Source organism: Xanthomonas sp. NCPPB 2922 (assembly GCF_041520885.1).
Lineage (GTDB): Bacteria > Pseudomonadota > Gammaproteobacteria > Xanthomonadales > Xanthomonadaceae > Xanthomonas > Xanthomonas campestris.
On the sequence record NZ_JBGOFY010000005.1, the window covers coordinates 80,027 to 104,710 of the forward strand.

At 65.6% G+C, this 24,684-nt stretch carries 26 protein-coding genes, 1 tRNA gene and 1 other RNA gene; 23 read left to right on the top strand and 5 right to left on the bottom strand.

Translation table 11 applies throughout. The annotated features are described in order from the left end of the window. Positions 1-621: 621 nt before the first annotated feature. On the top strand, positions 622-921 hold the full coding sequence (locus ACD584_RS08375) for an FmdB family zinc ribbon protein (protein WP_011038148.1): 300 nt from the start codon (positions 622-624) through the stop codon (positions 919-921). Beyond that, positions 918-1,565, top strand: coding sequence for a hypothetical protein (locus ACD584_RS08380; protein ID WP_076037008.1), 648 nt, complete (start codon positions 918-920; stop codon positions 1,563-1,565). Before ACD584_RS08375 ends, ACD584_RS08380 begins: the two co-directional genes overlap by 4 nt. 4 nt (positions 1,566-1,569) lie before the next feature. On the opposite strand, the gene ACD584_RS08385 is transcribed toward ACD584_RS08380, so the two are convergent. Together ACD584_RS08385 and ACD584_RS08390 are read right to left on the bottom strand one after the other, a co-directional pair. After that, a non-coding RNA gene (locus ACD584_RS08385) (sX9 sRNA) lies at positions 1,570-1,644 on the bottom strand. Between the two features lie 221 nt (positions 1,645-1,865). Then, on the bottom strand, positions 1,866-2,636 hold the full coding sequence (locus ACD584_RS08390) for a DUF3011 domain-containing protein (protein ID WP_070690102.1): 771 nt from the start codon (positions 2,634-2,636) through the stop codon (positions 1,866-1,868). A 160-nt stretch (positions 2,637-2,796) separates the two neighbouring features. Here ACD584_RS08390 and aspS point away from each other — a divergent pair, with 160 nt between their 5' ends. From aspS to ACD584_RS08485, 19 genes are all read left to right on the top strand, one after another. Continuing rightward, positions 2,797-4,563, top strand: coding sequence for an aspartate--tRNA ligase (gene aspS / locus ACD584_RS08395; protein ID WP_014508621.1), 1,767 nt, complete (start codon positions 2,797-2,799; stop codon positions 4,561-4,563). 347 nt (positions 4,564-4,910) lie between these two features. Next, positions 4,911-5,438, top strand: a complete 528-nt coding sequence (locus ACD584_RS08400) for a GNAT family N-acetyltransferase (protein ID WP_011038144.1) — start codon at positions 4,911-4,913, stop codon at positions 5,436-5,438. Positions 5,439-5,562: 124 nt separating this feature from the next. Then, entirely contained in the window at positions 5,563-6,222 is a 660-nt protein-coding gene (locus ACD584_RS08405) for an alpha/beta fold hydrolase (RefSeq protein ID WP_175611664.1), read from the top strand. A 75-nt stretch (positions 6,223-6,297) separates the two neighbouring features. Next, complete coding sequence (locus ACD584_RS08410) at positions 6,298-7,026, top strand: YebC/PmpR family DNA-binding transcriptional regulator (protein ID WP_011038142.1); 729 nt, start codon at positions 6,298-6,300, stop codon at positions 7,024-7,026. 136 nt (positions 7,027-7,162) lie between these two features. Continuing rightward, entirely contained in the window at positions 7,163-7,687 is a 525-nt protein-coding gene (gene ruvC / locus ACD584_RS08415; RefSeq protein ID WP_011038141.1) for a crossover junction endodeoxyribonuclease RuvC, read from the top strand. Between the two features lie 112 nt (positions 7,688-7,799). Next, positions 7,800-8,384 (top strand): Holliday junction branch migration protein RuvA, encoded by a 585-nt coding sequence (gene ruvA, locus ACD584_RS08420; RefSeq protein WP_006450983.1) that lies wholly within the window; start codon positions 7,800-7,802, stop codon positions 8,382-8,384. 198 nt (positions 8,385-8,582) lie between these two features. Continuing rightward, entirely contained in the window at positions 8,583-10,490 is a 1,908-nt protein-coding gene (locus tag ACD584_RS08425) for a potassium transporter Kup (protein WP_011038140.1), read from the top strand. A 2-nt stretch (positions 10,491-10,492) separates the two neighbouring features. Next, positions 10,493-11,614, top strand: coding sequence for an SMI1/KNR4 family protein (locus tag ACD584_RS08430; protein ID WP_076037007.1), 1,122 nt, complete (start codon positions 10,493-10,495; stop codon positions 11,612-11,614). A gap of 39 nt (positions 11,615-11,653) precedes the next feature. Further along, positions 11,654-12,694, top strand: a complete 1,041-nt coding sequence (gene ruvB, locus ACD584_RS08435) for a Holliday junction branch migration DNA helicase RuvB (RefSeq protein ID WP_012437668.1) — start codon at positions 11,654-11,656, stop codon at positions 12,692-12,694. Positions 12,695-12,746: 52 nt separating this feature from the next. After that, entirely contained in the window at positions 12,747-13,205 is a 459-nt protein-coding gene (gene ybgC / locus ACD584_RS08440; protein WP_011038138.1) for a tol-pal system-associated acyl-CoA thioesterase, read from the top strand. 11 nt (positions 13,206-13,216) lie between these two features. Further along, on the top strand, positions 13,217-13,996 hold the full coding sequence (gene tolQ, locus ACD584_RS08445) for a protein TolQ (protein WP_011038137.1): 780 nt from the start codon (positions 13,217-13,219) through the stop codon (positions 13,994-13,996). Between the two features lie 91 nt (positions 13,997-14,087). Further along, a complete protein-coding gene (gene tolR / locus ACD584_RS08450) occupies positions 14,088-14,537 on the top strand; it encodes a protein TolR (protein WP_011038136.1) in 450 nt (149 codons plus the stop codon). Next, positions 14,527-15,564, top strand: coding sequence for a cell envelope integrity protein TolA (gene tolA / locus ACD584_RS08455; RefSeq protein WP_076037006.1), 1,038 nt, complete (start codon positions 14,527-14,529; stop codon positions 15,562-15,564). The genes tolR and tolA overlap by 11 nt, the downstream gene beginning before the upstream one ends. Positions 15,565-15,828: 264 nt before the next feature. After that, on the top strand, positions 15,829-17,148 hold the full coding sequence (gene tolB / locus ACD584_RS08460) for a Tol-Pal system beta propeller repeat protein TolB (protein WP_070690116.1): 1,320 nt from the start codon (positions 15,829-15,831) through the stop codon (positions 17,146-17,148). A gap of 57 nt (positions 17,149-17,205) precedes the next feature. Then, positions 17,206-17,724: a peptidoglycan-associated lipoprotein Pal gene (pal, locus tag ACD584_RS08465; protein ID WP_011038133.1), complete on the top strand. Its 519-nt coding sequence runs from the start codon at positions 17,206-17,208 to the stop codon at positions 17,722-17,724. A 6-nt stretch (positions 17,725-17,730) separates the two neighbouring features. Continuing rightward, positions 17,731-18,549, top strand: a complete 819-nt coding sequence (gene ybgF, locus ACD584_RS08470; RefSeq protein WP_011038132.1) for a tol-pal system protein YbgF — start codon at positions 17,731-17,733, stop codon at positions 18,547-18,549. Between the two features lie 44 nt (positions 18,550-18,593). Next, the gene (queE, locus tag ACD584_RS08475; protein ID WP_042594794.1) at positions 18,594-19,277 is read left to right on the top strand and encodes a 7-carboxy-7-deazaguanine synthase QueE; all 684 of its coding nucleotides are present in this window, start codon (positions 18,594-18,596) and stop codon (positions 19,275-19,277) included. Between the two features lie 196 nt (positions 19,278-19,473). Beyond that, on the top strand, positions 19,474-20,148 hold the full coding sequence (gene queC, locus ACD584_RS08480; RefSeq protein ID WP_042594792.1) for a 7-cyano-7-deazaguanine synthase QueC: 675 nt from the start codon (positions 19,474-19,476) through the stop codon (positions 20,146-20,148). Between the two features lie 46 nt (positions 20,149-20,194). Continuing rightward, a tRNA-Lys gene (locus ACD584_RS08485) sits at positions 20,195-20,270 on the top strand. Between the two features lie 320 nt (positions 20,271-20,590). Here the strand turns inward: ACD584_RS08485 and ACD584_RS08490 are convergent. Continuing rightward, complete coding sequence (locus ACD584_RS08490; protein WP_139328383.1) at positions 20,591-20,902, bottom strand: hypothetical protein; 312 nt, start codon at positions 20,900-20,902, stop codon at positions 20,591-20,593. Positions 20,903-21,097: 195 nt separating this feature from the next. Continuing rightward, a complete protein-coding gene (locus tag ACD584_RS08495) occupies positions 21,098-21,403 on the bottom strand; it encodes a hypothetical protein (RefSeq protein ID WP_228423411.1) in 306 nt (101 codons plus the stop codon). 340 nt (positions 21,404-21,743) lie between these two features. Between ACD584_RS08495 and ACD584_RS08500 the strand changes: the two genes are divergently transcribed. Together ACD584_RS08500 and ACD584_RS08505 are read left to right on the top strand one after the other, a co-directional pair. Then, positions 21,744-22,751, top strand: coding sequence for a sensor histidine kinase (locus ACD584_RS08500; protein ID WP_029628883.1), 1,008 nt, complete (start codon positions 21,744-21,746; stop codon positions 22,749-22,751). After that, positions 22,748-23,098 (top strand): response regulator, encoded by a 351-nt coding sequence (locus ACD584_RS08505; RefSeq protein WP_012437674.1) that lies wholly within the window; start codon positions 22,748-22,750, stop codon positions 23,096-23,098. The genes ACD584_RS08500 and ACD584_RS08505 overlap by 4 nt, the downstream gene beginning before the upstream one ends. A 135-nt stretch (positions 23,099-23,233) precedes the next feature. Here ACD584_RS08505 and ACD584_RS08510 read toward each other — a convergent pair whose 3' ends face one another. Then, the gene (locus ACD584_RS08510; RefSeq protein WP_175611663.1) at positions 23,234-24,487 is read right to left on the bottom strand and encodes a lipase family protein; all 1,254 of its coding nucleotides are present in this window, start codon (positions 24,485-24,487) and stop codon (positions 23,234-23,236) included. Positions 24,488-24,684: the final 197 nt, after the last annotated feature.

The window sequence follows — 24,684 nt, forward strand, 5'->3', positions numbered from 1 at the left end:
ATTGTGCGGTGTAGATGAGGAGCAGCGGAGGCGAGGTATGGCGGGCGCTGCCGCAGCGACAGCCGTAGCGAGCGATGACTGCAAAGTGCGATGCAGGCCGCGCATATTGGCGTTCGTGGGGAACTAGGTAGAACGCTTCTGGCTTGTCTTTTGCATCGGGCGAGGTGCACAGGCGAATTCGGGCGCTGACCTTTCACTGCAGTGGCAAACAGTCGCAGCGGCAGGGCGCTGCAGCGTGTAATGCCTGGCGCGCACGTCGGCGTTCGCAGGGCCTCGCCAGAACGCTCTCAGGTACTCCGCTCCGTCGAGCGACTGCGGACAGACGAATCCGTCTGCCGATCACTCGGTCCTGCTGCGGCCAAACACGGCCCAAGCACGCAAAGCGCCGCTGCCTGCGGTACGGAGATTCCGTCACGCCGCCATCCGTCTCCCGCAGTCCAGCCCAGGTGACGATGCACGCGGCCCCAAGTCACGACCAGCCGGTAACGCTGCTGCCATGCGCGTCGGTGACCACATCTGCGCCGGGCCGTCCACGAGATGCCCGCAGCGCCGGCTCACGCGCGCAGCGGTCCGCGGCGGTCTAGAATCTGCGCCCTCGCGTTCTCTTTCCGCTGACTCACCATGCCTATCTACGCCTTCCAGTGCACCGCCTGCGACCATCAATTCGATCGGCTGCTGAAAATGTCCGACCCGGTGCCGGAAAGCTGCCCCGCCTGCAGCGCCAACGCCATCAAGCGTCAGGTCACCGCGCCGTCGTTCCGCCTCTCGGGCAGCGGCTGGTACGAGACCGATTTCAAATCCGCCGGCGAGAAAAAGAAGAACCTCACCGAAAGTAGCAGTAGCAGCAGCGGTGGCGATGCGAAGCCGGCCGCGGCCAGCGAGAGCAAGCCGGCCAGCAAGCCCGCGTCCGACCCGGCGTGACCTCTCTGGCGCGGCGGTGGCCTGGTCGCATCCGCGCCGGTCTGTGTCTGGTGGCGCTGGTCGCCGGCCTGGCCGGCTGCGCCACACCGCCGCCGCCAGCATCGGCAACTACCATCGCGCCAGCCGACCAGTTTCTGGCCGCGCTTGCCGCCTACTGCGGGCAGGCCTTTGCCGGGCGCGTGCTGATCGACACGCCAGCGTCCAAGGCGCCCAGCCCATTTGCGGGGCAAGCGCTGGTGATGCATGTGCGCGGCTGCGATGCGCCCACCCGCGAACTGCGCTTGCCGTTTCATGTCGGCAACGACCACGCGCGTACCTGGGTGCTGACGCGCACTGCCACCGGGCTGCGCCTCAAGCACGCGCATCGCCATGCCGACGGCAGCGCGGACGCACTGACCAATTACGGCGGCGACACTGTCACCGCCGGCGCTGCCACGCGCCAGGAATTCCCGCTCGATGCCGACTCGCGCGCGCTGTTCCAGCGGCAAGGCGCGGCGGCGTCCCTGCACAACACCTGGGCCATGGAGGTCCACCCGGGGCGAAGCGTGGTCTACGAACTGAGCCGCCCGGACGGGCGCCTGTTCCGGGTGGAATTCGACCTTACCCGGCCGGTGGCGCTGCCGCCGGCACCCTGGGGCGGCTAAGAACGGCTAACAAAACGTAGCGAGCAGTCGTCAGGTGGGTGCGCACGGCGCGTGGGAACCGGAGTCTACGTAGGGACATGCCGATTTCGAGCACCGGCCGCGCCCGTCGGGCGGCTGCGTAGTCGTTTTGATAGCGGCTCCAAGCCAGCGCACCGGCAATCGAACCACGCCGTATCGCCACGTCGTCGGCGTTGAAGCAGTGCCGTTCCGGCGCCGCTGCGGATCAAGCCGCAGCGACGCCAACCCGCGCTGGAATGCGCAGGCGCAAAGACACTTACCGCTCAGATTCCGACGCAGGCCTCAGCGCGCCTCAAAGCGCGCTCGGCAGCCGTCGTTGACCCACACGGTGGCGCGACGCGGGTCGTAACCCCAGCTGTGGCCTTCTTCGCAGCGGGTATCGGACAGCTGGCGGGTCAGCACCGGCCGGCCATACCGGCCATCCCAGCCGCAGGTGCGCAGGCGGCGGTCGTCGCTGCTGCAGGTGATGGTGTAGTCGTTGCGCGGGCGGTCGTCGCGGCCACCGTAGCCGCCGTCACCACGGTCCCAGCCGCCGCCGCGTGCCTGCGCAAACTCGCCCCGGCAGCCGTCGTCCACCCAGATCCGGCCACCGTCCTGCCGCCAGTTGCGGCCTTCCACGCAGGGCGTGTTGGACAGCTGGCGCACCAGGATGGCGCGGCGCCAGCCGGTGTCGCAGATCTTCTGACGCTTGTCGTTGCTCTCGCAGCGCACCGTGCCGGCAACCCCGCCTGGGCCACCATCGCCGCCCCATCCGCCGCCATTCCCGCTGCGGCCTTCGACGAAGCGCCCCCGGCAGCCGTTGTCCACCCAGACCCGGCCGCGGTCGCTGCCCCAGTTACGGCCCTCGATGCAGCGGGTGCCGGAGATGTTCTCCACCAGCACCGCGCGGCCGCGGAACGGCGTATCGCATTCGCGGCGGCGGTTGTCGTTGCTGGCACAGGTGATGCTGGGGCCATTCCAGCCGCGGTCCTGCGCGGCGGCCGGGCGGCTGCCCAGTGCGCCGGTCACGGTGATGAGGCAAAAGCCGGAGATCAGCAGGGCGGTGCGCAGCATCGTGGCGTCCTTGGGTATACGAGAGAGGCGTGGTGCCTATTCAGCCGGGCGCTCACTTAAGCGACCGTGACCGCCTCCGCATTTGCTCCCGCCGCCCGCCGGCCCCAGAATATCGGGCTCTCCGGCGCCGTCCTGTGCCGGGTTTTCAGCGGAGCTTTCGATGCGTACCCACTTTTGCGGCCTGGTCGATGAGACCTTGATCGGCCAAACCGTCACTCTCGCCGGCTGGACCGACGTGGCCCGCAATCTGGGTGGGGTGTGTTTCATCGACCTGCGCGACCACGAAGGCATCGTGCAGGTGACCGTGGAGCCCGCCGAAGGCGACGCCAACTCCGCCGAGGTGTTCAAGGTGGCCGCCAGCCTGGGCTACGAAGACGTGTTGCAGGTCGAAGGCGTGGTGCGTGCGCGTCACGCGGTCAACGACAAGATCCGCACCGGCAAGGTGGAAGTGATCGCCACCCGCATCACCATCCTCAACAAGGCTGCGCCGCTGCCGTTCCATGCGCACGAGAACCCGGGCGAAGACACGCGCCTGAAGTACCGCTATCTGGATCTGCGTCGCCCGGAAATGCAGCGCATGCAGCGCACCCGCATCAAGCTGGTGCAGGCGCTGCGCCGGCATCTGGATGCACGCGATTTCCAGGACATCGAAACCCCGATCCTGACCAAGGCCACCCCGGAAGGCGCACGCGACTTCCTGGTGCCGGCGCGCATGCATCCGGGCGAGTTCTATGCGTTGCCGCAGAGTCCGCAGCTGTTCAAGCAGATCCTGATGGTGGCCGGCTTCGACCGCTACTACCAGATCGCGCGCTGCTTCCGCGACGAAGCGCTGCGTGCCGATCGCCAGCTGGAATTCACCCAGCTCGATATGGAATTTGCCTTCGTGCGCGAGCGCGACGTGCAGGATTTCGTGGAAGACATGATCCGCGCCATCTTCAAGGAAGTGGTCGACGTGGAGCTGGCCGCGCAGTTCCCGCGCATGACCTGGGCCGAGGCGATGCGTCGCTATGGCTCGGACAAGCCGGACCTGCGCATCGCGCTGGAGCTGGTCGACGTGGCCGAGCTGGTCAAGACCAGCGAATTCCCGGTGTTCACCGCCGCCGCCAACGATGCCGACGGCCGCGTGGCTGCGCTGCGCATCCCCGGTGGTGCCACGCTGAGCCGCAAGCAGATCGACGACTACGCCGCACACGCCGCCAAGTACGGCGCCAAGGGCCTGGCCTACATCAAGCTGTCGGAGACCGGTGAGGTGAGCTCGCCGATCGCCAAATTCTTCGGCGAAGAGGCCTTTGCAGCGCTGCTGGCGCACGTGGGTGCGGCCAATGGCGACATCGTGTTCTTCGGTGCCGGCAGCTACAACAAGGTGTCCGACTTCATGGGCGCGCTGCGCCTGAAGGCCGGCAAGGACTTTGGCCTGGTTGCCGCCGGCTGGGCGCCGTTATGGGTCACCGACTTCCCGATGTTCGAATGGGACGAGGAGGCGCAGCGCTACGTGGCCTTGCATCACCCCTTCACCGCGCCGGCTGTGGACGACATCGCCGACCTGCGTGCCAACGCCCGCACCGCGGTGTCGCGTGGCTATGACATGGTGCTCAACGGCAATGAAATCGGCGGCGGCTCGATCCGTATCCACCGCCCGGATATGCAGAGCGCAGTGTTCGAGCTGCTCGGCATCGGCGCCGAAGAAGCGCGCGCCAAGTTCGGCTTCCTGCTGGATGCGCTGAACTACGGCGCGCCGCCGCATGGCGGCATCGCGTTCGGCATCGACCGCATCGCCGCGCTGATGGCCGGCACCGAGTCCATCCGCGACGTGATCCCGTTCCCCAAGACCACCGGCGCGCAGGACCTGATGACCGACGCCCCGTCGCCGATCGCGGCCGAGCAGCTGGCCGAAGTGCACGTGCAGGTGCGGCCCAAGCAGGCCTGACCTGCCGCAGTGCACGGTCATGCAGTGGGCATGGCCGTGCCTGGTCAATCAGTCGGCGTTGACGGCTTTGCGTGAGTTGCCTCCGTCAGTAGGGCGTGGCTGCTCATCGGGCCGGTCTTCATCGGCAAGCGTCATCCGCCCGGTGCTTGTTCGGAGTGCATCAGTTGCCGCTCCGACATGCTGTCGTTGAGGACCACCGCGCCGGTGCAAGCAGATCCCTGCGTCATGCAGGGCTCACGGCCCTGGCATGCACCGCGCTGATCCCGCAGGCCACCGTCCCGACCCAGGCTTGCGGGAGCGCCGCCGCATGCGAGAAGCTGCAACGTCACCCTGCACGAGACGCTTGCATGACCCGCATCCGCCGCGCCACGCCCGACGATGCCGAAGCGCTGTCGCTCCTGGCCGCGCGGACGTTTACCGAAACCTTCGGCCATCTGTATCCCGAAGAGGACCTGCGCGGTTTCCTGGAAGAAACCTATGCGGTCGAGCGCGCACGCATCGTGCTGGCGCACCCCGACTACGCGATCTGGCTGCTGGAAATGGATGGCCTGCTGGTTGGCCATGCCGCGGCCGGCCCCTGCGGGCTGCCGCACGCAGATGTGCAACCGGGCGATGGGGAGCTCAAGCGGCTCTACTTGCTGAAGGACTACCAGAACACCGGCTGGGGCAGCCGGTTGTTCGAGACCGCGCTGCAATGGCTGGAACGCGACGGGCCCGGCACGCTCTGGATCGGCGTGTGGTCGGAGAACTTCGGCGCGCAGCGTTTCTATGCTCGCTACGGCTTCGAAAAGGTCGGCGAGTACGAATTCCCGGTCGGCCGCATCCTGGATCGCGAATACATCCTGCGCCGCGCGCCGGTGGTCGCGGAACCGTAGTGCCGGGCTCGGTGGCTGCGCGCGGCGTGGTCGTGCGCGCCAGCACATTGAATGCGGGCTGCGGTGGTCCATGTGTGGCTCCCGCGGTAATTCGCGCGGGGCCATCCGTCTGGAGCGTTCATCCATGAGCGGCGGCGACGACCAGCAGACACAGAGCGGGCATCCCGAGGCTGCCTCCGCCGATGTGTTGCTCGTGCATGGCATCTGGAACACCGCGCACTGGTTGCTGCCGCTGGCAAGGCGTCTGCGCACGGCCGGCATGACGCCGGCGCTGTTCGGCTATGCCAGCGTGCGCGGCGGCCCGGCGCAGGCGGTGCCCCAGCTGATCGCCCGCCTGCGCGCCACACGCGCACCGTTACTGGTCTGCCACAGCCTGGGCGGGTTGATGGCCTTGCAAGCCTTGCAGCAGGCGCCGGAGCTGCCGGTGCAACGCGTGGTCTGCCTGGGCTCGCCGTTGTGCGGCAGCGCGGCTGCACGTGGGCTGGCGCGGCGTGGCGGCCACTGGGCGATGGGGCGCAGTGCGGCGCTACTGCAGCGCGGGTTTACGCACTGGGATGGCGCTGCCCAGGTGGGCCAGATTGCCGGTTGCGTGCCACGCGGCCTGGGCCACTGGCTGGCGCCGCTGCAGGCCGGCTCGGACGGCACGGTGGGGCTGGACGAAACCCGTCTGCCCGGCCTGCACGACCATTGCGTGGTACAGGCCAGCCATAGCGGCCTGCTGCGCTCGCCCGCCGCCGCGCGGCAGGTGCTGGCGTTCCTGCGCGATGGCCGTTTTGTGCACTGAACGGCCTCACCCCGGTGCGGGCGGGCAATCAGGTAAAATCCGCGCCCTGTCATCCAAGCCAGTCTGGAAACACTCATGGGTAGAGGCCCCTCCATCGAAGGCCGCAAGAACGCGTCCGACGCCAAACGCGGCAAGATCTTCACCAAGATCATCCGTGAGATCAGTGTGGCGGCGCGCGCCGGCGGCGGCGACCCGTCCAACAACCCGCGCCTGCGCACCGCCATGGACAAGGGTCTGTCGTCGAACATGTCCAAGGACGTAATCGAGCGCGCCATCAAGAAGGCGACCGGCGAGCTGGAAGGCGTGGAATACGAAGAAGTGCGCTACGAGGGCTACGCCCCTGGCGGCGTGGCGGTGATCGTGGATTGCCTCACCGACAACCGCGTGCGCGCGGTGGCCGACGTGCGCCATGCCTTCAGCAAGTGCGGCGGCAACATGGGCACCGACGGCTCGGTCGCCTTTATGTTCAAGCGCCTGGGCGTGCTCAGCTTTGCGGCCGGTGCCGATGAGGACGCCGTCACCGAGGCCGCCATCGAGGCCGGCGCCGACGACGTGGTGGTGTACCCGGAAGACGGCGCCATCGACGTGCTGACCGCCCCGGACACCTTCGCCCAGGTCAAGCAGGCCCTCGCCACCGCCGGCTTTGAACCGGCCCACGCCGAGATCACCTTCCGCGCCGAAAACGACATCGCCGTCGACGGCGACACCGCCGTGCAGGTGCGCAAGCTGCTGGACATGCTCGAAGACCTGGACGACGTGCAGGACGTGTATTCGAACGTCGACCAGGCCAGTCTCGGCGCGTAAGCGCCGGGAATCGGGAATCGGGAATGGAGAATCGGGAATCGAAACAGCTGCACCCTGCATTGCTCGGCAGCGTCCGAGACTGCAGCAGGCCGCTCTACCCATTCCCGATTCCCGATTCCCCACTCCCGGCCCACAGATGACCCGCATCCTCGGCATCGATCCCGGTTCGCAGCGCACCGGCATCGGCATCATCGACGTCGACGAGAGCGGTCGCAGCCGGCATGTGTTCCATGCGCCGCTGGTGCTGCTGGGCGAGGGCGACTTCGCCCAGCGCCTGAAGCGCCTGCTGCACGGGCTGGGCGAGCTGATCGAGACCTACCAGCCGCAGGAAGTGGCGATCGAGAAGGTGTTCATGGGCAAGAGTGCCGATTCGGCGCTCAAGCTCGGCCACGCGCGCGGGGCGGCGATCTGCGCGGTGGTGCTGCGCGACCTGCCGGTGCACGAGTACGCTGCCACCGAGATCAAGCTCGCGCTGGTCGGCAAGGGCGGCGCGGACAAGGTCCAGGTGCAGCACATGGTCGGGATCATGCTCAATCTCAAAGGCAAGCTGCAGGCCGACGCCGCCGACGCGCTGGCGGTCGCCATCACCCACGCCCACGTGCGCGCCACCGCGCAGCGCCTGGGCGTCAATACCCAACAGGCGTGGAGCCGGAAAAGATGAGAATCGGGAATCGGGAATCGGGAATCGGGAATCGCAACGGCACACGCGGAGTCAGCTCTGACGATTCCCCATTCCCGATTCCCGATTCCCGGCGCCCCGCAGGCGGTGCCCAATGATCGGCCGTCTGCGCGGGATCCTGGCCTACAAGCAGCCGCCGTGGCTGGTGATCGACGTGGGCGGGGTGGGCTATGAACTGGAGGCGCCGATGAGCACCTTCTACGACCTGCCCGATGTCGGCCGCGACGTCATCCTGTTCACCCATTACGCGCAGAAGGAAGACAGCGTCTCGCTGTACGGCTTTCTGCGTGAGGGCGAGCGCCGGCTGTTCCGCGACGTGCAGAAGGTCACCGGCATCGGCGCCAAGATCGCGCTGGCGGTGCTGTCCGGGGTCACCGTGGACGAGTTCGCGCGGCTGATCACCAGTGGCGACATCACCGCGCTGACCCGCATCCCCGGCATCGGCAAGAAGACCGCCGAGCGCATGGTGGTGGAGCTGCGCGACCGCGCGGCCGACTTCAGCAGCGGTGCGCCGATCACCGGCCAGCTGGGCCCGGATGCGGTGTCCGAGGCCACCGTGGCGTTGCAGCAGCTGGGCTACAAGCCCGCCGAGGCCGCGCGCATGGCACGCGAGGCCGGGGCCGAAGGCGACGAGGTCGCCACCGTCATCCGCAAAGCCCTCCAGGCCGCGCTGCGCTAGGCGCGGCGGTCCAAAACCACCGCGCCGCCGCCAAGCGGGCGCGGCCAATGCTCGGCATCGGCGGGTTGGGCCCGTACACTGCGCATCCCGAGCGCAGTGCCCAGCCTCACCTGGCGTTTGCCCGCAAGGCCGGGGCGGTGCCCCGGTAGCGCGCCGTCTTCCTCTTCTTCACGCTGTCTGGCGAAAACTCCTCACCTCATGTCCCACACCCCCACTCCCGCAGCCGGCTCCGGCCATGCGCCCGCCAATGGCCACATGGCCCTGGTCATCGGCGCGATCGGCGTCGTCTTCGGCGATATCGGCACCAGTCCGCTGTACACCCTCAAGGAGGCGTTCTCGCCGCACTACGGGTTGACCAGCGATCACGACACCGTCCTGGGCGTGCTGTCGCTGGCGTTCTGGGCGCTGATGATCACGGTGACGCTCAAGTACGTCACCATCATCATGCGCGCCGACAACGAGGGCGAGGGCGGCATCATGGCGCTGATGGCGCTGACCCAGCGCACCCTCAAGCAGGGCTCGCGCTCGGCGTATGTGGTGGGCATCCTGGGCATCTTCGGCGCCTCGCTGTTCTTCGGCGATGGCGTGATCACCCCGGCCATCTCGGTGATGGGTGCGGTCGAAGGCCTGGAGATCGCCGCGCCCAGCCTGCATCCCTTCATCGTGCCGATCACCGTGGTAGTGCTGCTGGTGGTGTTCATGGTGCAGCGCTTCGGTACCGAAAAAGTGGGCAAGGTGTTCGGCCCGATCACCTGCCTGTGGTTCCTGTCGCTGGGCGCGATCGGCATCTGGAACATCGTCGACGCACCCGAAGTGCTCAAGGCCTTCAACCCGTGGTGGGCGATCCGTTTCTTCATGGAGCATGGCTGGCACGGGGTCTTCATCCTCGGCGCGGTGGTGCTGGCGGTGACCGGCGGCGAAGCGCTGTATGCCGACATGGGCCATTTCGGTGCGCGCCCGATCCGCCACGGCTGGTATTTCTTCGTCCTGCCGATGCTGTTGCTCAACTACCTGGGGCAGGGCGCGCTGGTGCTGAACCACCCGGCCGCGCTGAAGAACCCGTTCTTCGAAGCGGTGCCGAGCTGGGCGCTGTACCCGATGATCATCCTCGCCACGCTGGCGGCGGTGATCGCCTCGCAGGCGGTGATCACCGGTGCGTACTCGGTGGCCCGCCAGGCCATGCAGCTGGGCTACATCCCGCGCATGCTGATCAAGCACACCTCGCGCGACACCATCGGGCAGATTTACGTGCCCGGCATCAACTGGCTGTTGATGGTGATGGTGATTGCGCTGGTGCTGATCTTCCGCAGCTCCACCAACCTGGCGGTGGCCTACGGCATCTCGGTCTCGATGACCATGCTGATCGACACGCTGCTGCTGGCCCTGGTGGCCCGCTCGCTGTGGCCGCGCTGGCGCAACTGGGTGCTGCCGCTGTGCGTGGTGTTCTTCATCATCGAACTGGCGTTCGTGATCGCCAATGGTGCCAAGCTGCTGCAGGGCGCCTGGTTCCCGCTGGCGCTGGGCATCGTGGTGTTTACCCTGATGCGCACCTGGCGCCGCGGCCGCGCGCTGCTGCGCGAGGAAATCCGCAAGGACGGCATCCGCATCGACAGCTTTCTGCCCGGCCTGATGCTTGCGCCGCCAGCGCGCGTGCCCGGCATGGCGGTGTTTCTCACCGCCGACCCGATGGTGGTGCCGCATGCGCTGATGCACAACCTCAAGCACAACAAGGTGCTGCACGAGCGCAACATCTTCCTCAACGTCGACACCTTGCCGATCCCGTACGCACCGGCCGACAAACGCCTGCAGATCGAATCGATCGGCGACGAGTTCTACCGCGTGTACGTGCGCTTCGGCTTCATGGAAACGCCCGACGTGCCGCTGGCACTGATGCGCTCCTGCGACCAGGGCGGCATCCATTTCGACCCGATGGACACCACCTTCTTCGCCAGTCGCGAGACCATCGTGGCCAGCGCCAACCGCGGCATGCCGATCTGGCGCGACAAATTGTTCGCGCTGATGCATCGCAACGCCGCCCCGGCCACCGGCTTCTTCCGCATTCCCGGCAACCGGCTGGTGGAACTCGGCGCGCAAGTGGAGATCTGAGCGTGGCCGGCCTGGAATGGAAGGTCTACGGTCGCGCGCCGACCCTGGACACCTTCTGGGACGAGGCACTGAACCTTGGACGATCTCCGGCCACCGATGCGTCCATCGCCGCGGCGCAGGCGCGGCTCGGTGTCCGCCTGCCGGACTGGTTGCGGCATCTCTATGCACGCTACGACGGTGGCGCGGTGCAGATGGCGCGTGGTCAGTCGCTGCAACAACCGGACAATTGGCTTGCTGCCGAATGGCTGATTCCGCGAGCGCGCCTATTGGGTGCGGAAGCGCTGTTTTCGTTCGCGCAGGTGCGCGCCCGCGAGGACTACCGTGACGATGCCTACGCCGGCCTGGCCGCCAGTGGCGATGACCGCTGGTTGATCGCCATCGCCGCCGATGCCCGCGCGCCCAGCCGGGCGCTCTGCCTGGACTACGCAGCGCCCGACACCGAGCCGACCTTGGTCTACGTCGATGCGGGCAGCGGGCAGCGGTTGATCGTGTTCGATGGGGTGGAGCATCTGCTCGCGCAGCTGGTCGATGTCGTGTACTGGTCGCCCGCGTTGCAGGCGAAATACGACGACAACGAGCGCGTGCAGTGGCAGCCGCAGCCGCCTGCGCTGGAGACGTTCTGGAGCGGTCCCGGGCACTGGAACGACACCCCAGCGGTGGCGGACACCAAGGCCCTGGCAGCGGCCGAAGCGCGGCTGGGCGTGCGCTTGCCGGCATTGTTCAAGCGTCTGTACGGCGTCCAGGACGGCGGTGATACCGGCTGGTGCTGGGCGCCACGCACCCGTTTCCCTTCGGACCGCTACGTGGATTGGGAGTGCGTGCTGGTCGACCGCTACTTATCGCCGCTGGCCCAGATCGGCAGCGTGCTGGACTTCGCCGCCGCGTTCGAAGACCCACAGGATTTCAGCTCAGCGGCATATCTGCATGCCGCTCTGGACCAGGTCCTGGTGCTGTCGAGCCACAACGTCGACTGCCTGCTGTGCCTGGACTATCGGGGCCGCGGGCCGCACTACGCGCCCGAGGTGGTCTACTTCGAACGCTGGGAAGGACTGCATCCGACTTGGCGCGCGCCGAGCTTCGAGGCGTTTTTCAGCACGCTGCGGCAGGCCGACCTTGATTTCTAGATGCTGCGCCGGCTGCGCGCGGCATGAGAAGATGGCGGGATGACTGAACAGCGCACCATCGCCAGCAGCGCCACCCGTGAGGACGAGGCCGCCGATGCGAGCATCCGCCCCAAGCGCCTGGCCGATTACCTCGGCCAGCAACCGGTGCGCGACCAGATGGAGATCTACATCCAGGCGGCCAAGGCGCGCGGCGAGGCGATGGATCACGTGCTCATCTTCGGGCCGCCCGGCCTGGGCAAGACCACGCTCAGCCACGTCATCGCCAACGAACTGGGCGTGAGCCTGCGCGTCACCTCCGGCCCGGTGATCGAAAAGGCCGGTGACCTGGCCGCGCTGCTGACCAATCTGCAGCCGCACGATGTGTTGTTCATCGACGAGATCCATCGCCTTTCGCCGGTGGTGGAAGAAGTGCTGTATCCGGCGATGGAAGACTTCCAGATCGACATCATGATCGGCGACGGCCCGGCCGCGCGTTCGATCAAGATCGACCTGCCGCCGTTTACGCTGATTGGCGCGACCACCCGCGCCGGCCTGCTGACCGCGCCGTTGCGCGACCGCTTCGGCATCGTGCAGCGCCTGGAGTTCTACTCGCCGCAGGAGCTGACCCGTATCGTGATTCGCTCGGCGGCGATTCTGGGCATCGACTGCACGCCCGATGGTGCCGCCGAGATCGCGCGCCGCGCGCGTGGTACGCCGCGGATTGCCAACCGGCTGCTGCGGCGGGTGCGCGATTTCGCCCAGGTCAAGGCCGCCGGCCACATCGACCTGGCGGTGGCGCAGGCCGCCATGCAGATGTTGAAGGTGGATCCGGAGGGCTTTGACGAGCTCGACCGCCGCATGTTGCGCACCATCGTCGATCACTTCGACGGCGGGCCGGTGGGCGTGGAGTCGCTGGCCGCATCGTTGTCCGAGGAGCGCGGCACGCTGGAAGACGTGATCGAGCCCTATCTGATCCAGCAGGGCTTCCTGATCCGCACCGCGCGCGGCCGCATGGTCACGCCGAAAGCCTATCTGCACCTTGGGCTGAAACCGCCGCGCGACCGTGCGCCCGCTATCGGCGAACCCGGAGACCTGTTCTGATGTCGATCCGTTCGTCGCTCGCCCGGGTCGTCTCGACCAACAATCCGTGCCCATGACCGCCGATTCCCGACTCCCGATTCCCCAATCCCCGCCTGTATTCAGTTGGCCGACACGCGTGTACTGGGAAGATACGGACGCCGGGGGCGTGGTCTACCACGCGCGCTATGTTGCTTTCATGGAACGGGCGCGCACGGAATGGATGCGGGCACTGGGCTTTGGGCAGGAACGCCTGCGCCAGCAGCACGATCTGGTGTTCGCAGTCCGCTCCATGCAACTGGATTTCCTCAAGCCGGCTCGGCTGGATGACGCACTGTCGGTCTCGGCGGTGCTCACCCGGTGCAAGCGGGCCAGCCTGATATTTGCGCAGTCGGTCAGGCGCGAGGGCGAAGTTCTGCTGACCGCCGAGGTGCGCATTGCCGCACTCGGTGGCAGCGACTTCCGCCCACGCGGCATGGACGATGCGCTGTTTGACGCGTTGAAAGCTCTAGAAACCACAGAATCCGATTACTAAGGAACCAACGGATGTCGATCGCATTGCTCCTGGCCCTGCAGGACACGGTAGTGGAAGCACTGCCGCAGGAAGTCACCGCCGCTGCGGCGCAGACCGCCAGCGTGGCGCACAACAGCAGCATCAACTATGCCGAGTTGATCCTGCGGGCCAGCATCCCGGTGAAGATCATCGTGCTGTTGCTGCTGATCGGCTCGTTCATCAGCTGGGTCATCATTTTCCGCAAGGCGCGTGCCTTCAAGCAGGCCAACCGTGAGGCGGACGAGTTCGAAAACCGCTTCTGGTCCGGTGCGGACCTGGCCAAGCTCTACGCCTCGGCAACCGATCGCAACCGCACCGTCGGTGGTCTGGAGTCGATGTTCGAAAGTGGCTTCCGCGAGTTCTCGCGGCTGCGCGACCGCCGCCGTCTGGATGCACGCGTGCAGCTGGAAGGCGCGCAGCGCGCCATGCGCACCGCCTTTACGCGGGAAGTGGACCAGCTTGAGCGCAATCTCGAATTGCTGGCCAACATCGGCTCCACCGCGCCGTACGTGGGCCTGGTCGGCACCGTGTTCGGCATCATGGTGACCATGCACGACATGGTCAGCAGCGGCGAGCAGGCCGGTATTGCTGCGGTGGCACCGGGTATTTCCGAAGCCTTGTTCGCCACCGCCATCGGCCTGTTCGTGGCGATTCCGGCGGTGTGGGCCTACAACCGCTTCACCACCCGCGTGGAACGGCTGTCGGTGCGCTACGAGACCTTCGCCGACGAGTTCAGCTCGATCCTGCAGCGCCAGGCCGGCGCGGACGAATAATGCGCGCTGCTGGCAGGCGCCCGCAGACAGGCGAGTCCCTCGCAAACACCCGCACCTGCAGGTGCGGGGCATCCCTTAGGAACGTTCCGCGATGATGTCCGGTATTTCCCGCCGCAAGAAGCACAAGCTCAAATCCGAGATCAACGTCGTGCCGTACATCGACGTGATGCTGGTGCTGCTGATCATCTTCATGGTCACCGCGCCGCTGCTCACGCTGAGCACCGACGTGACCCTGCCGAGTTCGCGCGCCAAGGCGCTGGAGAGCAAGCAGGATCCGATCGTGGTGGTGGTGGCCGCCGACGGCCAGCTGGCGCTGCAGTTGCCCAAGGGCAAGCCGCAGGCGATGGACGTGGCCGGGTTGCAGGCGCAGCTGGCCGCGATCGTGGCGCAGGACAAAGAGGCCCGCGTGGTGGTGGCCGGCGACCGCGCCGCGCCGTACCAGAAGATCATGGATGCCATCGACGTCCTAAAGCAGGCCAAGGTCGAGAAGGTCGGCCTGATCTCCGACTCCGGCGGCGCTGCAGGCAGTGATGCACGCTGACGCTTTCCCCCAACAGACAGCGCGCGAGGATGGCTGGGCCCGCCCGGTCATGCTGGCTTTGGCCGTGCACATTCTGGTGGCGCTGGTGTTCATCGCCGGCTGGCTGTGGTCGCCCGAACGTTCGGTAGAGCCAGCCGCTGGCGACCCGAGCATGGAAGCCTCGCTGGATGTGTCGGCTGCCGAAGCCCGCGTTGCCCGCCAGGCATTGAACGCGACCCCGATCGCACCACCTCCGCCGCCGGCCCCCTTGCCCGAGCCTGCGCCGGAAGGCAGCGTGCCGCCGCCGCAGCCGATTGCCGAGCTACGCCCGCAGAATGCGCCGACGCAGCAGCAGGCGCAGGCGCAAGAGCGCGTCGCCCAGCCCGACAAGGTGGATCAGGACAAGGTCGATGCATTGGCCATTTCCGAAGAAAAGGCCAAGCAGGAGCAGGAAGCCAAGCGCCGGCAGGAGCAGATCGACCTCACCGAACGCAAGCGCCAGGAAGAAGCCGAGCAGAAGCTGCGCCTGGCCAAGCAACAGGAAGAGGAAGACGCAAAGAAGAAGCAGACCGCCGCGCAGCAGGCCGCACAGGCCGAACGCGAAAAGAAGATCGCCGACATCCGCCGCCAGCGCGAGCAGGCCGACAAGGAAGCCAAGCTGGCTGAGCAGAAGCTGCGCCAGGTGGCTGCGGCACGTGCGCAGCAAGCGTCTTCGGCCGCTGCCGCAACTGCCCAGCCCACGGCAGGGCAGGGCGGCACCAACACCGACCTGTCGGCCAAGTACGCCGCGGCGATCCAGCAGAAGGTGCTGGCGCAGTGGGTGCGTCCGCCGTCGGTCCCGCCGGGCCAGAAGTGCACCATCAACATCCGCCAGCTCCCCGGCGGCCAGGTGATGGAGGCCAAGGTCGCGCCGGGCTGCCCGTACGACGAGGCAGGCCAGCGGTCGATCGAGGCCGCCGTGCTGAGCGCCCAGCCATTGCCGTACCGCGGGTTCGAATCGGTGTTTCAGCGCAATCTGACCTTTGTGTTCACCGCGCAGGATCAGTAAGCGGGAGGTGCGTGCCGCGCGCCTGGCTCTGTGGCGCTGTACGCGCGAATCCCGCGCCGGGAGTTGCGCAGCACGCAGGCGCATGTGCCCGGACGCGTTGGCCGCTGCAAGGTCCCACGCCGGGCAGCATCAGCGCCTGCAACGGTTTTGCGCAGTCCCGGCACCACTCGCTTCATTTTCACGTTGTCTCGTTCATGATTGCGAGTATGTTCACTCGCTGATTGGTATCCCTTGCCCACTTTTCCTGCCCGATCCGAGCCGTCCATGAAGAAACCGCTGCGTTGGTTAGCTGCCTTGACCGCCCTGTTGCTGCCGCTGAGCGCGCTCGCGCAACAGCAAGGGCTCACTATTGATATTGTCGGCGGCAGCGCCTCGGCCACGCCGATCACTGTCGTTCCCATGCCGTACCAGGGCTCCGGTACCGCGCCGCAGACCGACGTTTCCGCCGTGGTCAGTGCCGACCTGGACCGTTCCGGTCAGTTCCGCACCCTGCCGGCCGCGCAGATCATTGAAAAGCCGACGCGCGGCACCGAGGTGCAGTTCCAGACCTGGCGCACGCTCAAGCAGAACTACATCGTGGTCGGCCGCGTGATGGACGCCGGTGAGGGCGCCTATCGCGTCGAATACGAGCTGTTCGACGTGGCCAAGGGCGAGCGCCTGCTGGGCCTGGCAATGACCGCACGCGCCAATGCGATGCGCGATGTCTCGCACCAGATGGCCGACGCCATCTATGAAAAAGTCACCGGCGTGCGTGGCGCGTTCTGGACCCGTATCGCTTACGTGACCGCCAGCGGCAGCGGCGGCTCGATGCGCTATGCGCTGATGGTGGCCGACTCCGATGGCTACAACCCGCAGACCATCGTGCGTTCGGCCGAGCCGTTGCTGTCGCCGAACTGGAGCCCGGACGGCAAGAAGCTGGCCTATGTGAGCTTCGAGCGCGGCAATTCCTCGATCTACCTGCAGGACATCGCCAGCGGTGCACGCGAACTGGTTTCCAGCTTCCGTGGCATCAACGGCGCCCCCTCGTTCTCGCCGGACGGCCGTCGCCTGGCGCTGGCCCTGTCGCGCAGCGGCAACCCGGAAATCTACGTGATGGACCTGGGTAGCAAGCAGCTGACCCAGCTGACCAACCACTTCGGCATCGACACCGAGCCGACTTGGGCACCGGACGGCGGCAGCATCTATTTCACCTCCGACCGTGGTGGCCGCCCGCAGATCTATCAGGTCGCAGCCAGTGGCGGCAGCGCCAACCGCGTGACCTTCCAGGGCAACTACAACGCTACCGCCAGTGTTTCGTTCGACGGCAAGAAGGTCGCCGTGGCACAGGGCAGCGGCAATACCTATCGCATCGCCATGATGGATCGCAGCCTGGGTTCGCCCAGCTGGAGCACGTTGTCGCCGGGTTCGCTGGACGAATCCCCGAGCTTCGCGCCGAATGCCAGCATGGTGTTGTACGCCGCACGTGAGGGTGGCCGGGGCGTCCTGTACGCCGTGTCCGCCGACGCACGGGTCCGCCAGCGCCTGGTTCTGGCCGACGGTGATGTAAGAGAACCCGCATGGGGGCCTTACCGAACCGCGCATTAATGTTAATATTTCGCTGCGTTAAACCACTCATTGGCCCAGAGCCTCCATAGGTATCCCATGAACAAGTCCACTCGCGTCTTGCTTGTCTCCCTGTTGTCCGTTGCAGTGCTGGCCGGTTGCTCCAAGAAGGTGAAGGAAACTCCGCCTCCCGCAACTGACACCACCGCCGGTTCCACCGCTCCGACCGGTCCGTCCACCTCTGGCCTGTACGGCCCGGGCGACCTGGATACCGATGCTTGCCTGCGCCAGCGCGTTGTCTACTTCGATCTGGATCAGGACTCCCTGAAGCCGGAATTCCAGGCCATCATGGCGTGCCACGCCAAGTACCTGCGTGACCGTCCGTCCTCGCGCATCACCCTGCAGGGCAATGCTGACGAGCGCGGTTCGCGTGAATACAACATGGGTCTGGGCGAGCGTCGCGGCAACGCCGTGTCGTCGGCTCTGCAGGCTGCCGGTGGTTCGGCCAGCCAGCTGACCGTTGTCAGCTACGGCGAAGAGCGTCCGGTCTGCACCGAAACCAGCGAAAGCTGCTGGTCGCAGAACCGCCGCGTCGAGATCGTGTACACGGCTCAGTAAGAAGCGATGCGCTTTCGAGTGACATCCCTGTTCGTCGCGGCGGCCCTTGTGGTCGCCGCGCCGGCATACGCGCAGCGGGCCAGTCTCGCTGACCGTGTCGCCGTGCTCGAGCAGCAGCAGGCCAATAGTCAGGCCAACAACGATCTCCTCAATCAGCTACAGCAGGCGCGTTCGGACCTGCAGGCGTTGCGGGCAACGGTGGAACAGCTGCAGCATGACAACGAGCAACTCAAGCAACAGTCCAAAGACCAGTATCTGGATCTGGACGGGCGCCTGAATCGGCTGGAAGGTGCGGGTGGTGCGGTTCCGCCACTGCCATCGGCCACCGGCAGCGTCACCCCAGCCCCGGCACCGGCCGCGCGGCCTGCAGCGGCGGCGACTTCCGAGAAGCCGCCCACTGTCCACGGCGACCCTGGCACGCTGGCCATCAGCAACGAAGAGCGCACTGCCTACAACGTGGCCTTCGATGCATTGAAGAACGGCAAGTACGACGATGCGTCGCAGCTGTTCCTCAGCTTTCTCGAGCTATATCCCAATGGCGTCTACACCCCCAATGCACTGTATTGGCTGGGTGAGAGTTATTACGCCACCCGAAATTTCCAGCTGGCCGAGGCGCAGTTTCGCGATCTCGTGAGCCGCTACCCCACGCATGACAAGGCCGCTGGCGGCCTGCTGAAGCTCGGCCTGTCGCAGTATGGCGAAGGCAAGAACACCGAAGCGCAGCAGACCCTGCAACAGGTCGCTACGCAGTACCCAGGCTCCGACGCGGCACGCGTTGCCCAGGAGCGTCTGCAGTCCATCCGCCTCGGTCAGCAACTGCGCTGAGCCGTTTCGCGCTGCCGCCTTCGGGCGCGGCGCATACTTTGCCCATGAACGCCGCCGCCGTCCCCAGCGAGATCGTCCAGTCGCCGTTGCCGCGATTGAAGATCACCGAGATTTTCCTTTCCTTGCAAGGCGAGGCCGAAGCGGCCGGCTGGCCGACGGTGTTCGTACGCCTGACCGGCTGCCCGTTGCGCTGCACCTACTGCGATACCGCCTACGCCTTCCATGGTGGCGAATGGCATGACATCGACGCGATCGTGGCCGAAGTCGCCAGCCACGGCGTGCGCCACGTCTGCGTCACCGGCGGTGAACCGCTGGCACAGAAGCGCTGCCTGGCGCTGCTGCACAAACTCTGCGACGCCGGCTTCGATGTCTCGCTGGAAACCTCCGGTGCGCTGGATGTGTCCGCTGTGGATGCGCGCGTCTCGCGCGTGGTGGACATCAAGACCCCTGCCTCGGGCGAAGAGCACCGCAACCGCTGGGACAACCTGCCGTTGCTGACCGCGCGCGACCAGATCAAGTTCGTCATCTGCAGTCGCGCCGACTACGAATGGTCGCGCGATGTGGTCGCCACGCAGGCGCTGGATCGCCGGTGCACGGTGTGGTTTTCGCCCAGCAAGGGGCAGGTAAGTGCGCGGGAGTTGGCCGACTGGATCGTCGCCGACCGGCTGCCGGTGCGTTTCCAGATGCAGCTGCACAAGATCCTCTGGGACGACGAACCGGGCCGCTGAAACGCCGGCCGTACCGCTGCTGTGCATGTGGAGGCGCGGATTGAGTTGAGGTGAGCGCCGCGGTGTGTGGTGTGTTGCTTGCGCCGGTGCGTCAGGCGCAGAAGATGAAAAGTCTTCTGCCTTATGCGCTGCGCTACCGCCTCACCGACCGACCCTGCTAGCCTTTCCGCTTCTGTTGTCCACTGTCTGATCCGTTATGAAAAAAGCCGTTGTTCTATTGTCCGGGGGCATGGACTCCGCCGCCGTCATCGCGCTTGCGCAAGAGCAGGGCTTCGCGGTGCATGCGTTGAGCGTGCGCTATGGGCAGCGCCATACCTCCGAGCTGGACGCGGCGGCGCGCGTCGCCGCCGCGCAGGGCGTGGTGGCGCACAAGGTGGTGGACGTCGACCTGCGCAGCATCGGCGGCTCGGCGCTGACCGCTGACATCGACGTGCCGGAGGCGGGAGGCGCGGGAATCCCGGTCACCTACGTGCCGGCGCGCAACACCATCATGTTGTCGCTTGCCCTGGGTTGGGCCGAAGTGGTCGGCGCCAACGACCTGTTCTGCGGCGTCAATGCGGTCGACTATTCCGGCTACCCGGACTGCCGGCCAGAGTTCGTGCGTGCCTTCGAGGTGCTGGCGAATCTGGCCACCAAGGCCGGCGTGGAAGGCGCGGGCCTGCGCGTGCATGCGCCGCTGCAGTTCCTCAGCAAGGCCGACATCGTGCGTGAGGGCGTTCGCCTGGGCGTGGACTTCGGCCTCACCGTGTCGTGCTACAGCGCCGACGCCGACGGACGTGCCTGCGGCCATTGCGATGCCTGTCGTCTGCGCGCAGCCGGCTTTGCCGACGCCGGCGTGCCGGACCCGACGCATTACGCGATTTCGTCTTGACGCCGGTGTAGGGTAGAATGCGCACCCCGGCGCACAGTCGGGCAGTGGGCCGTTAGCTCAGTCGGTAGAGCAGAAGACTTTTAATCTTTTGGTCGATGGTTCGAATCCATCACGGCCCACCATTCAATCCAGTCAGCAAAAAGGCGCCTTTGGCGCCTTTTGTTTGTCTGTACGAGCCGTTCTGGCTGGCACTCCGCGGCCCCGGTCGGTCGTTGCAGGGAGCGGGCCTGCGTTTCGAGGCGTCTACGAGTGGCCAAGATGGCAGCTCGTGTCCGACATGCATCACCTGGGGCAATAGTCGTCGCGGCTGTCACGGCTGCCGCCATGATGCCGCGCGCGTAGCACGGCGGTCTGCGGTGAGCGCTGGATGCCGTCAGTCGGTGACGCCGGCCAAAGCTGCTGCCCCGGTCTTGCCCGGGGCCAGTGTCAGGTGGCGATGTGATCAGCCTTTGCAGATCCATTTGCCCGTGACGGCGTAGGTCCTGGCATTGATTGCACGTGCGTTGACCCGGCCCAGCCGCACGGCGGTGGTTTGCGGAAACGCATCGCGGCATTGCGCTGCGCCATCAGCCCATTGCTGATTAAAGATATCGGTCCGGCCGGGCCCGCCAGCGGTGAAGGAGGTGATCTGGGTCGTTTGATAGACGAAGTTCAAAGGCTTTGCGACGGCCAAATTGGTTCCCGCAAATAAGAGAAAAATCGCGGAAGAAATAATGGTCTTTTGAATCGATTTTCGACGCAGGGGCTCGTGCATGTTCATAAGGGTCGCTTTGATAGGAAATGGAGTTATGCGGCTGGTGGAGCGTTGTCGTCGCGCAGGCTACGGCGCGGATAAGACGATCCCATGACGCTTGCAGCGTCTTGCGTATTACCGATGTGCGTTATTCAGCATGCTGCGGCGAATGGTTGATTGCCTATCTCAGGATGCTGAGAATTGAACGCGTTCGATTCATTCTTCAGGCGTGTCGACGGCCTCGCCATAAATCTGCGCGCACTGCTCGGGTGACACAAAGCTGACCCTGTAGAAACTTTCCTGATCCTGGATCTGGCACAGCCATTGGGTCCAATTCCTGCGTAGCGTGAGGAAGGAATGCGCAGGAGCGATTGGTGCATTTCCAGTGTCGCTTGAATATCGATGCGGCGAATGTATTTCATTTTGATAGAGAAAGAAGGCAGCCGTTAAAGCCAGTACTGAAGGAATGACGCCCTGTCGGAATTTATTGAGTTTTTCGGGGATTTCTCTTGAGAGGGTCATGTCGATCGGCCTCGCCCATTACCGCGTTGGCCGGACGTTACGCAATTTGGTCACTGGTCTGGAAAATCGCATTCGCTCCGGCGGTTGGTTGTTCCGATCGATTCCCAATAGTAAAAAAAGCGCTGCATCGCGGGAAGTGATGCAAGCCGGTCAGATCCCTATCGAAGTGACGCGCGATTGCTCGCACGTCGCCAGTAGGTCGAGGTCATGGCACGCGATTCGATGCCAATGGTGCGCCTGGCGTGCGCAATGGATCAGTCCGCCTGCCGGGCGTGGTTCATGATGAGGCTTTCACATCAGCCTGCTATCGTGCACGCCAATTCCGGGGCCAGATGACGTGATAGCCGAGCAGCAAGAAGACGCCGCGAAATCGCGCATCTACAAAGCGCTTTTGCAGGCCACTCCCGATCTCCTTTACGTGTTCGATACCCAGCACCGTTTCATCTATGCCAATGAGGCGCTGTTGGCGATGTGGGGCATGGAGTGGGAGCAGGCGTCCGGCAAGACCTGTCTGGAGATCGGCTACGAGCCGTGGCACGCGGCGATGCACGATGAGGAAATCGAGCGCGTCATTGCCACCGGCCAGCCATTGCGTGGCGAAGTGCCGTTCCCGCACATCAGCAAGGGCGTGCGGGTGTATGACTACATTTTTACGCCGGTGTTCGGGCCCGATGGCCGCGTTGAGGCCATTGCCGGTGCCACTCGTGACGTCACCGAACGCAAGCAGCATGAGCAGCATCTGCAGCTGCTGATCAATGAGCTCAATCACCGGGTGAAAAATTCCCTGGTGATGGTGCAGTCCCTGGCGCGGCAGTCGCTGAAGAACGCCGAAAGCCTGGACGATGCCAATGAAAAGATCGACGCGCGCCTCATGGCGCTCTCCAGTGCGCATAACACCTTGACCCGCGAGAATTGGGTGAGCGCCGATATCGCCGAACTCACACGCGATGCGGTGGAGCTGTGCGAGTCACACCAGGGGCAGCGGTTCGAACTGCATGGCAGTTCCTGCCGGCTGGACCCGCGCCGCGCACTGGCGCTGGCGATGGCCTTGCATGAGTTGTGCACCAATGCGGTGAAGCACGGTGCGCTGTCGTCCGCGGAAGGGCGCGTACGGATTGCCTGGGAGTGCACCATGCGCGAGGGCGAGAATCGCCTGGAGTTGTTGTGGCAGGAAAGCGGTGGCCCGGAAGTGCAGCCGCCGCAACGCAAGGGCTTCGGCTCGCGATTGCTGGAGCGGGGCCTGAAGCACGATCTCAATGGTGATGTGTCCTGGGTCTTCGATACGGCGGGTGTGTCCTACCGCGTGTCGTTGGCGTTGCCGGCTGCGACCGCGGAGCTGGCAGCATGAGTGCGCGCGTACTGGTGGTAGAAGACGAGTCGCTGGTGGCCATGTTGCTCGAAGATTGCCTGGCCGAACTGGGCTATGAAGTGGCCGGGACCGTGGGCGATGTCAGCACCGCGCTTGAGGCGGTGAAACAGGGCAATCTGGATATGGCGGTGCTGGACGTCAATCTGGGCGGCACGATGTCTTTCCCGATTGCCGAAGAACTGGATGCGCGCGGCGTGCCGTATATCTTCGTGACCGGCTATGCCTCCAGCGGGATTCCGGAGAAGTTCCGTCACCGGCACGGGGTGCAGAAGCCCTTTCGTTTCCGCGACCTGCAGGACGCATTGGCGCTGTTGCAGAAAGCCTGATCGCGCCTAGCGTTGGCACGCACTGCGCCCGAATCGCTGAAGCGACTATGTCGTCCATGCGATCACCCTGCACTGCAAAACTCCCCGGAACGCCCGAAGATCGCGGCGTTCCGGGGGGTCCTTGCGCAGGATTGATCAGCGCTGCTTGTCCAACAGTTGCTGGCGCACCGCCACGATGCAGCTGTCCTTGATGGCCAGATGCTCACCGGCACTATTGTCGCTGGCCTTGCCGGTGCCCAGGTCCACCAGTGACACCTGGGTGCTGCCGCGCTGCTTGAAGGCGGCGATGGCAGTGGTTGCATTCTTCAGCGGCACGGTGGCGTCATTGGACGAGCCGCACAGCAGCGTCTTGGTCCGCGGGCGCCAGTCCAGCAGGTCGTTGCGGGCCAAATCCTTGCGGAAGGGATTGTTCGGGTTGCTGGCAAAGTCGCGGTAGAAATCGGCCTGGAAGTACTGTTTGACCTTGCCGATCTCCGGCAAATCGACAAACAGGTCCAGCAGGCTCTTGGTGCCGGGGAACTGGGATTCGACGGTGGCAGCCCAAGGCGCGCGGAACACCTGCGATGGCGCGGTATAGATGTTTTGATACGCGTGCTGCATGCCGACGATGGCGTAGCTCGCCAGCACCAGGCCGAAGGTGCTTTCGCCGACCGCATTACGCCCGCTCCAGCTATCGACAAAGGTCTGTTCGAGCGCGTACGGGCCGGCAATCGGTGCGCTGGCGACCAGATTGAATTCCTTCGACAGATGCGCTTCGATTTCGCGTTGGCTGGCCATCGCCGCGTGCCCGCCGACCGAGTAACCCGACAACATCACCTTGCCCGACAACGGCGTGTTCAACCGGTCCGGGACGGTGCGGGCCGCGCGCAGCGCATCGATCATCGCGTTGGCTTCGGTCGCGCTTTGCAAATAAGGATGGAAGGGATAGCTGGACTTGCCGAGCCCGAGGTAATCGGTGCTGACGACCACATAGCCCTGACTGGCCAGGTGCGTGACCAGCGGGTCATTGCCCTTGGCATCGCGGATGTCCTTGGCCATCTCATCGCGCCGCAGCGTCTGCGTGCCGTCGCCCCAGCCGAGCAGGGGATAGGGCCCCTGACATTGCGGGCCTCCCGGTACCAACATCGCGGCGGAGGCCGTGGTCGGCTCGCCGTTGACACCAACGGTGGCATAGGTGAATTCGGCCAGCCGCACATTGCATTTGGGCTGTTCAAGCGGCTGGTCGTCTTTGACCAGCACGGCGATCACATCGCGTGGGTAACTGCTCAGGAAGTTGCTGTTCAATAGCGTGCCGCGTGCAGGCGCAGCGAACGCCATGCCGGGCAACAAGGCGCCGGCAACGGCGATGGCAAGGATGTGGAGCGCTGTGCGGTGTTGGCGTGGAAACATGGGAGTGACCTTGTTTCAAGGGCCCAGGGCGGGCCGGAAGTAGGGGCTGGTCAGTGCGCTGATCAAGGTGATGCCGGGTGCGCGCGTCCGGCGTGCAAGCAGGCTGCAGCGGACTCAGGAGGGGGTGTTCATCGATCAACGCTCAGCGCGTTGAGAGCGCGCACTATGTGCCTGCATACCGCCGCGAAGAGTCGGCA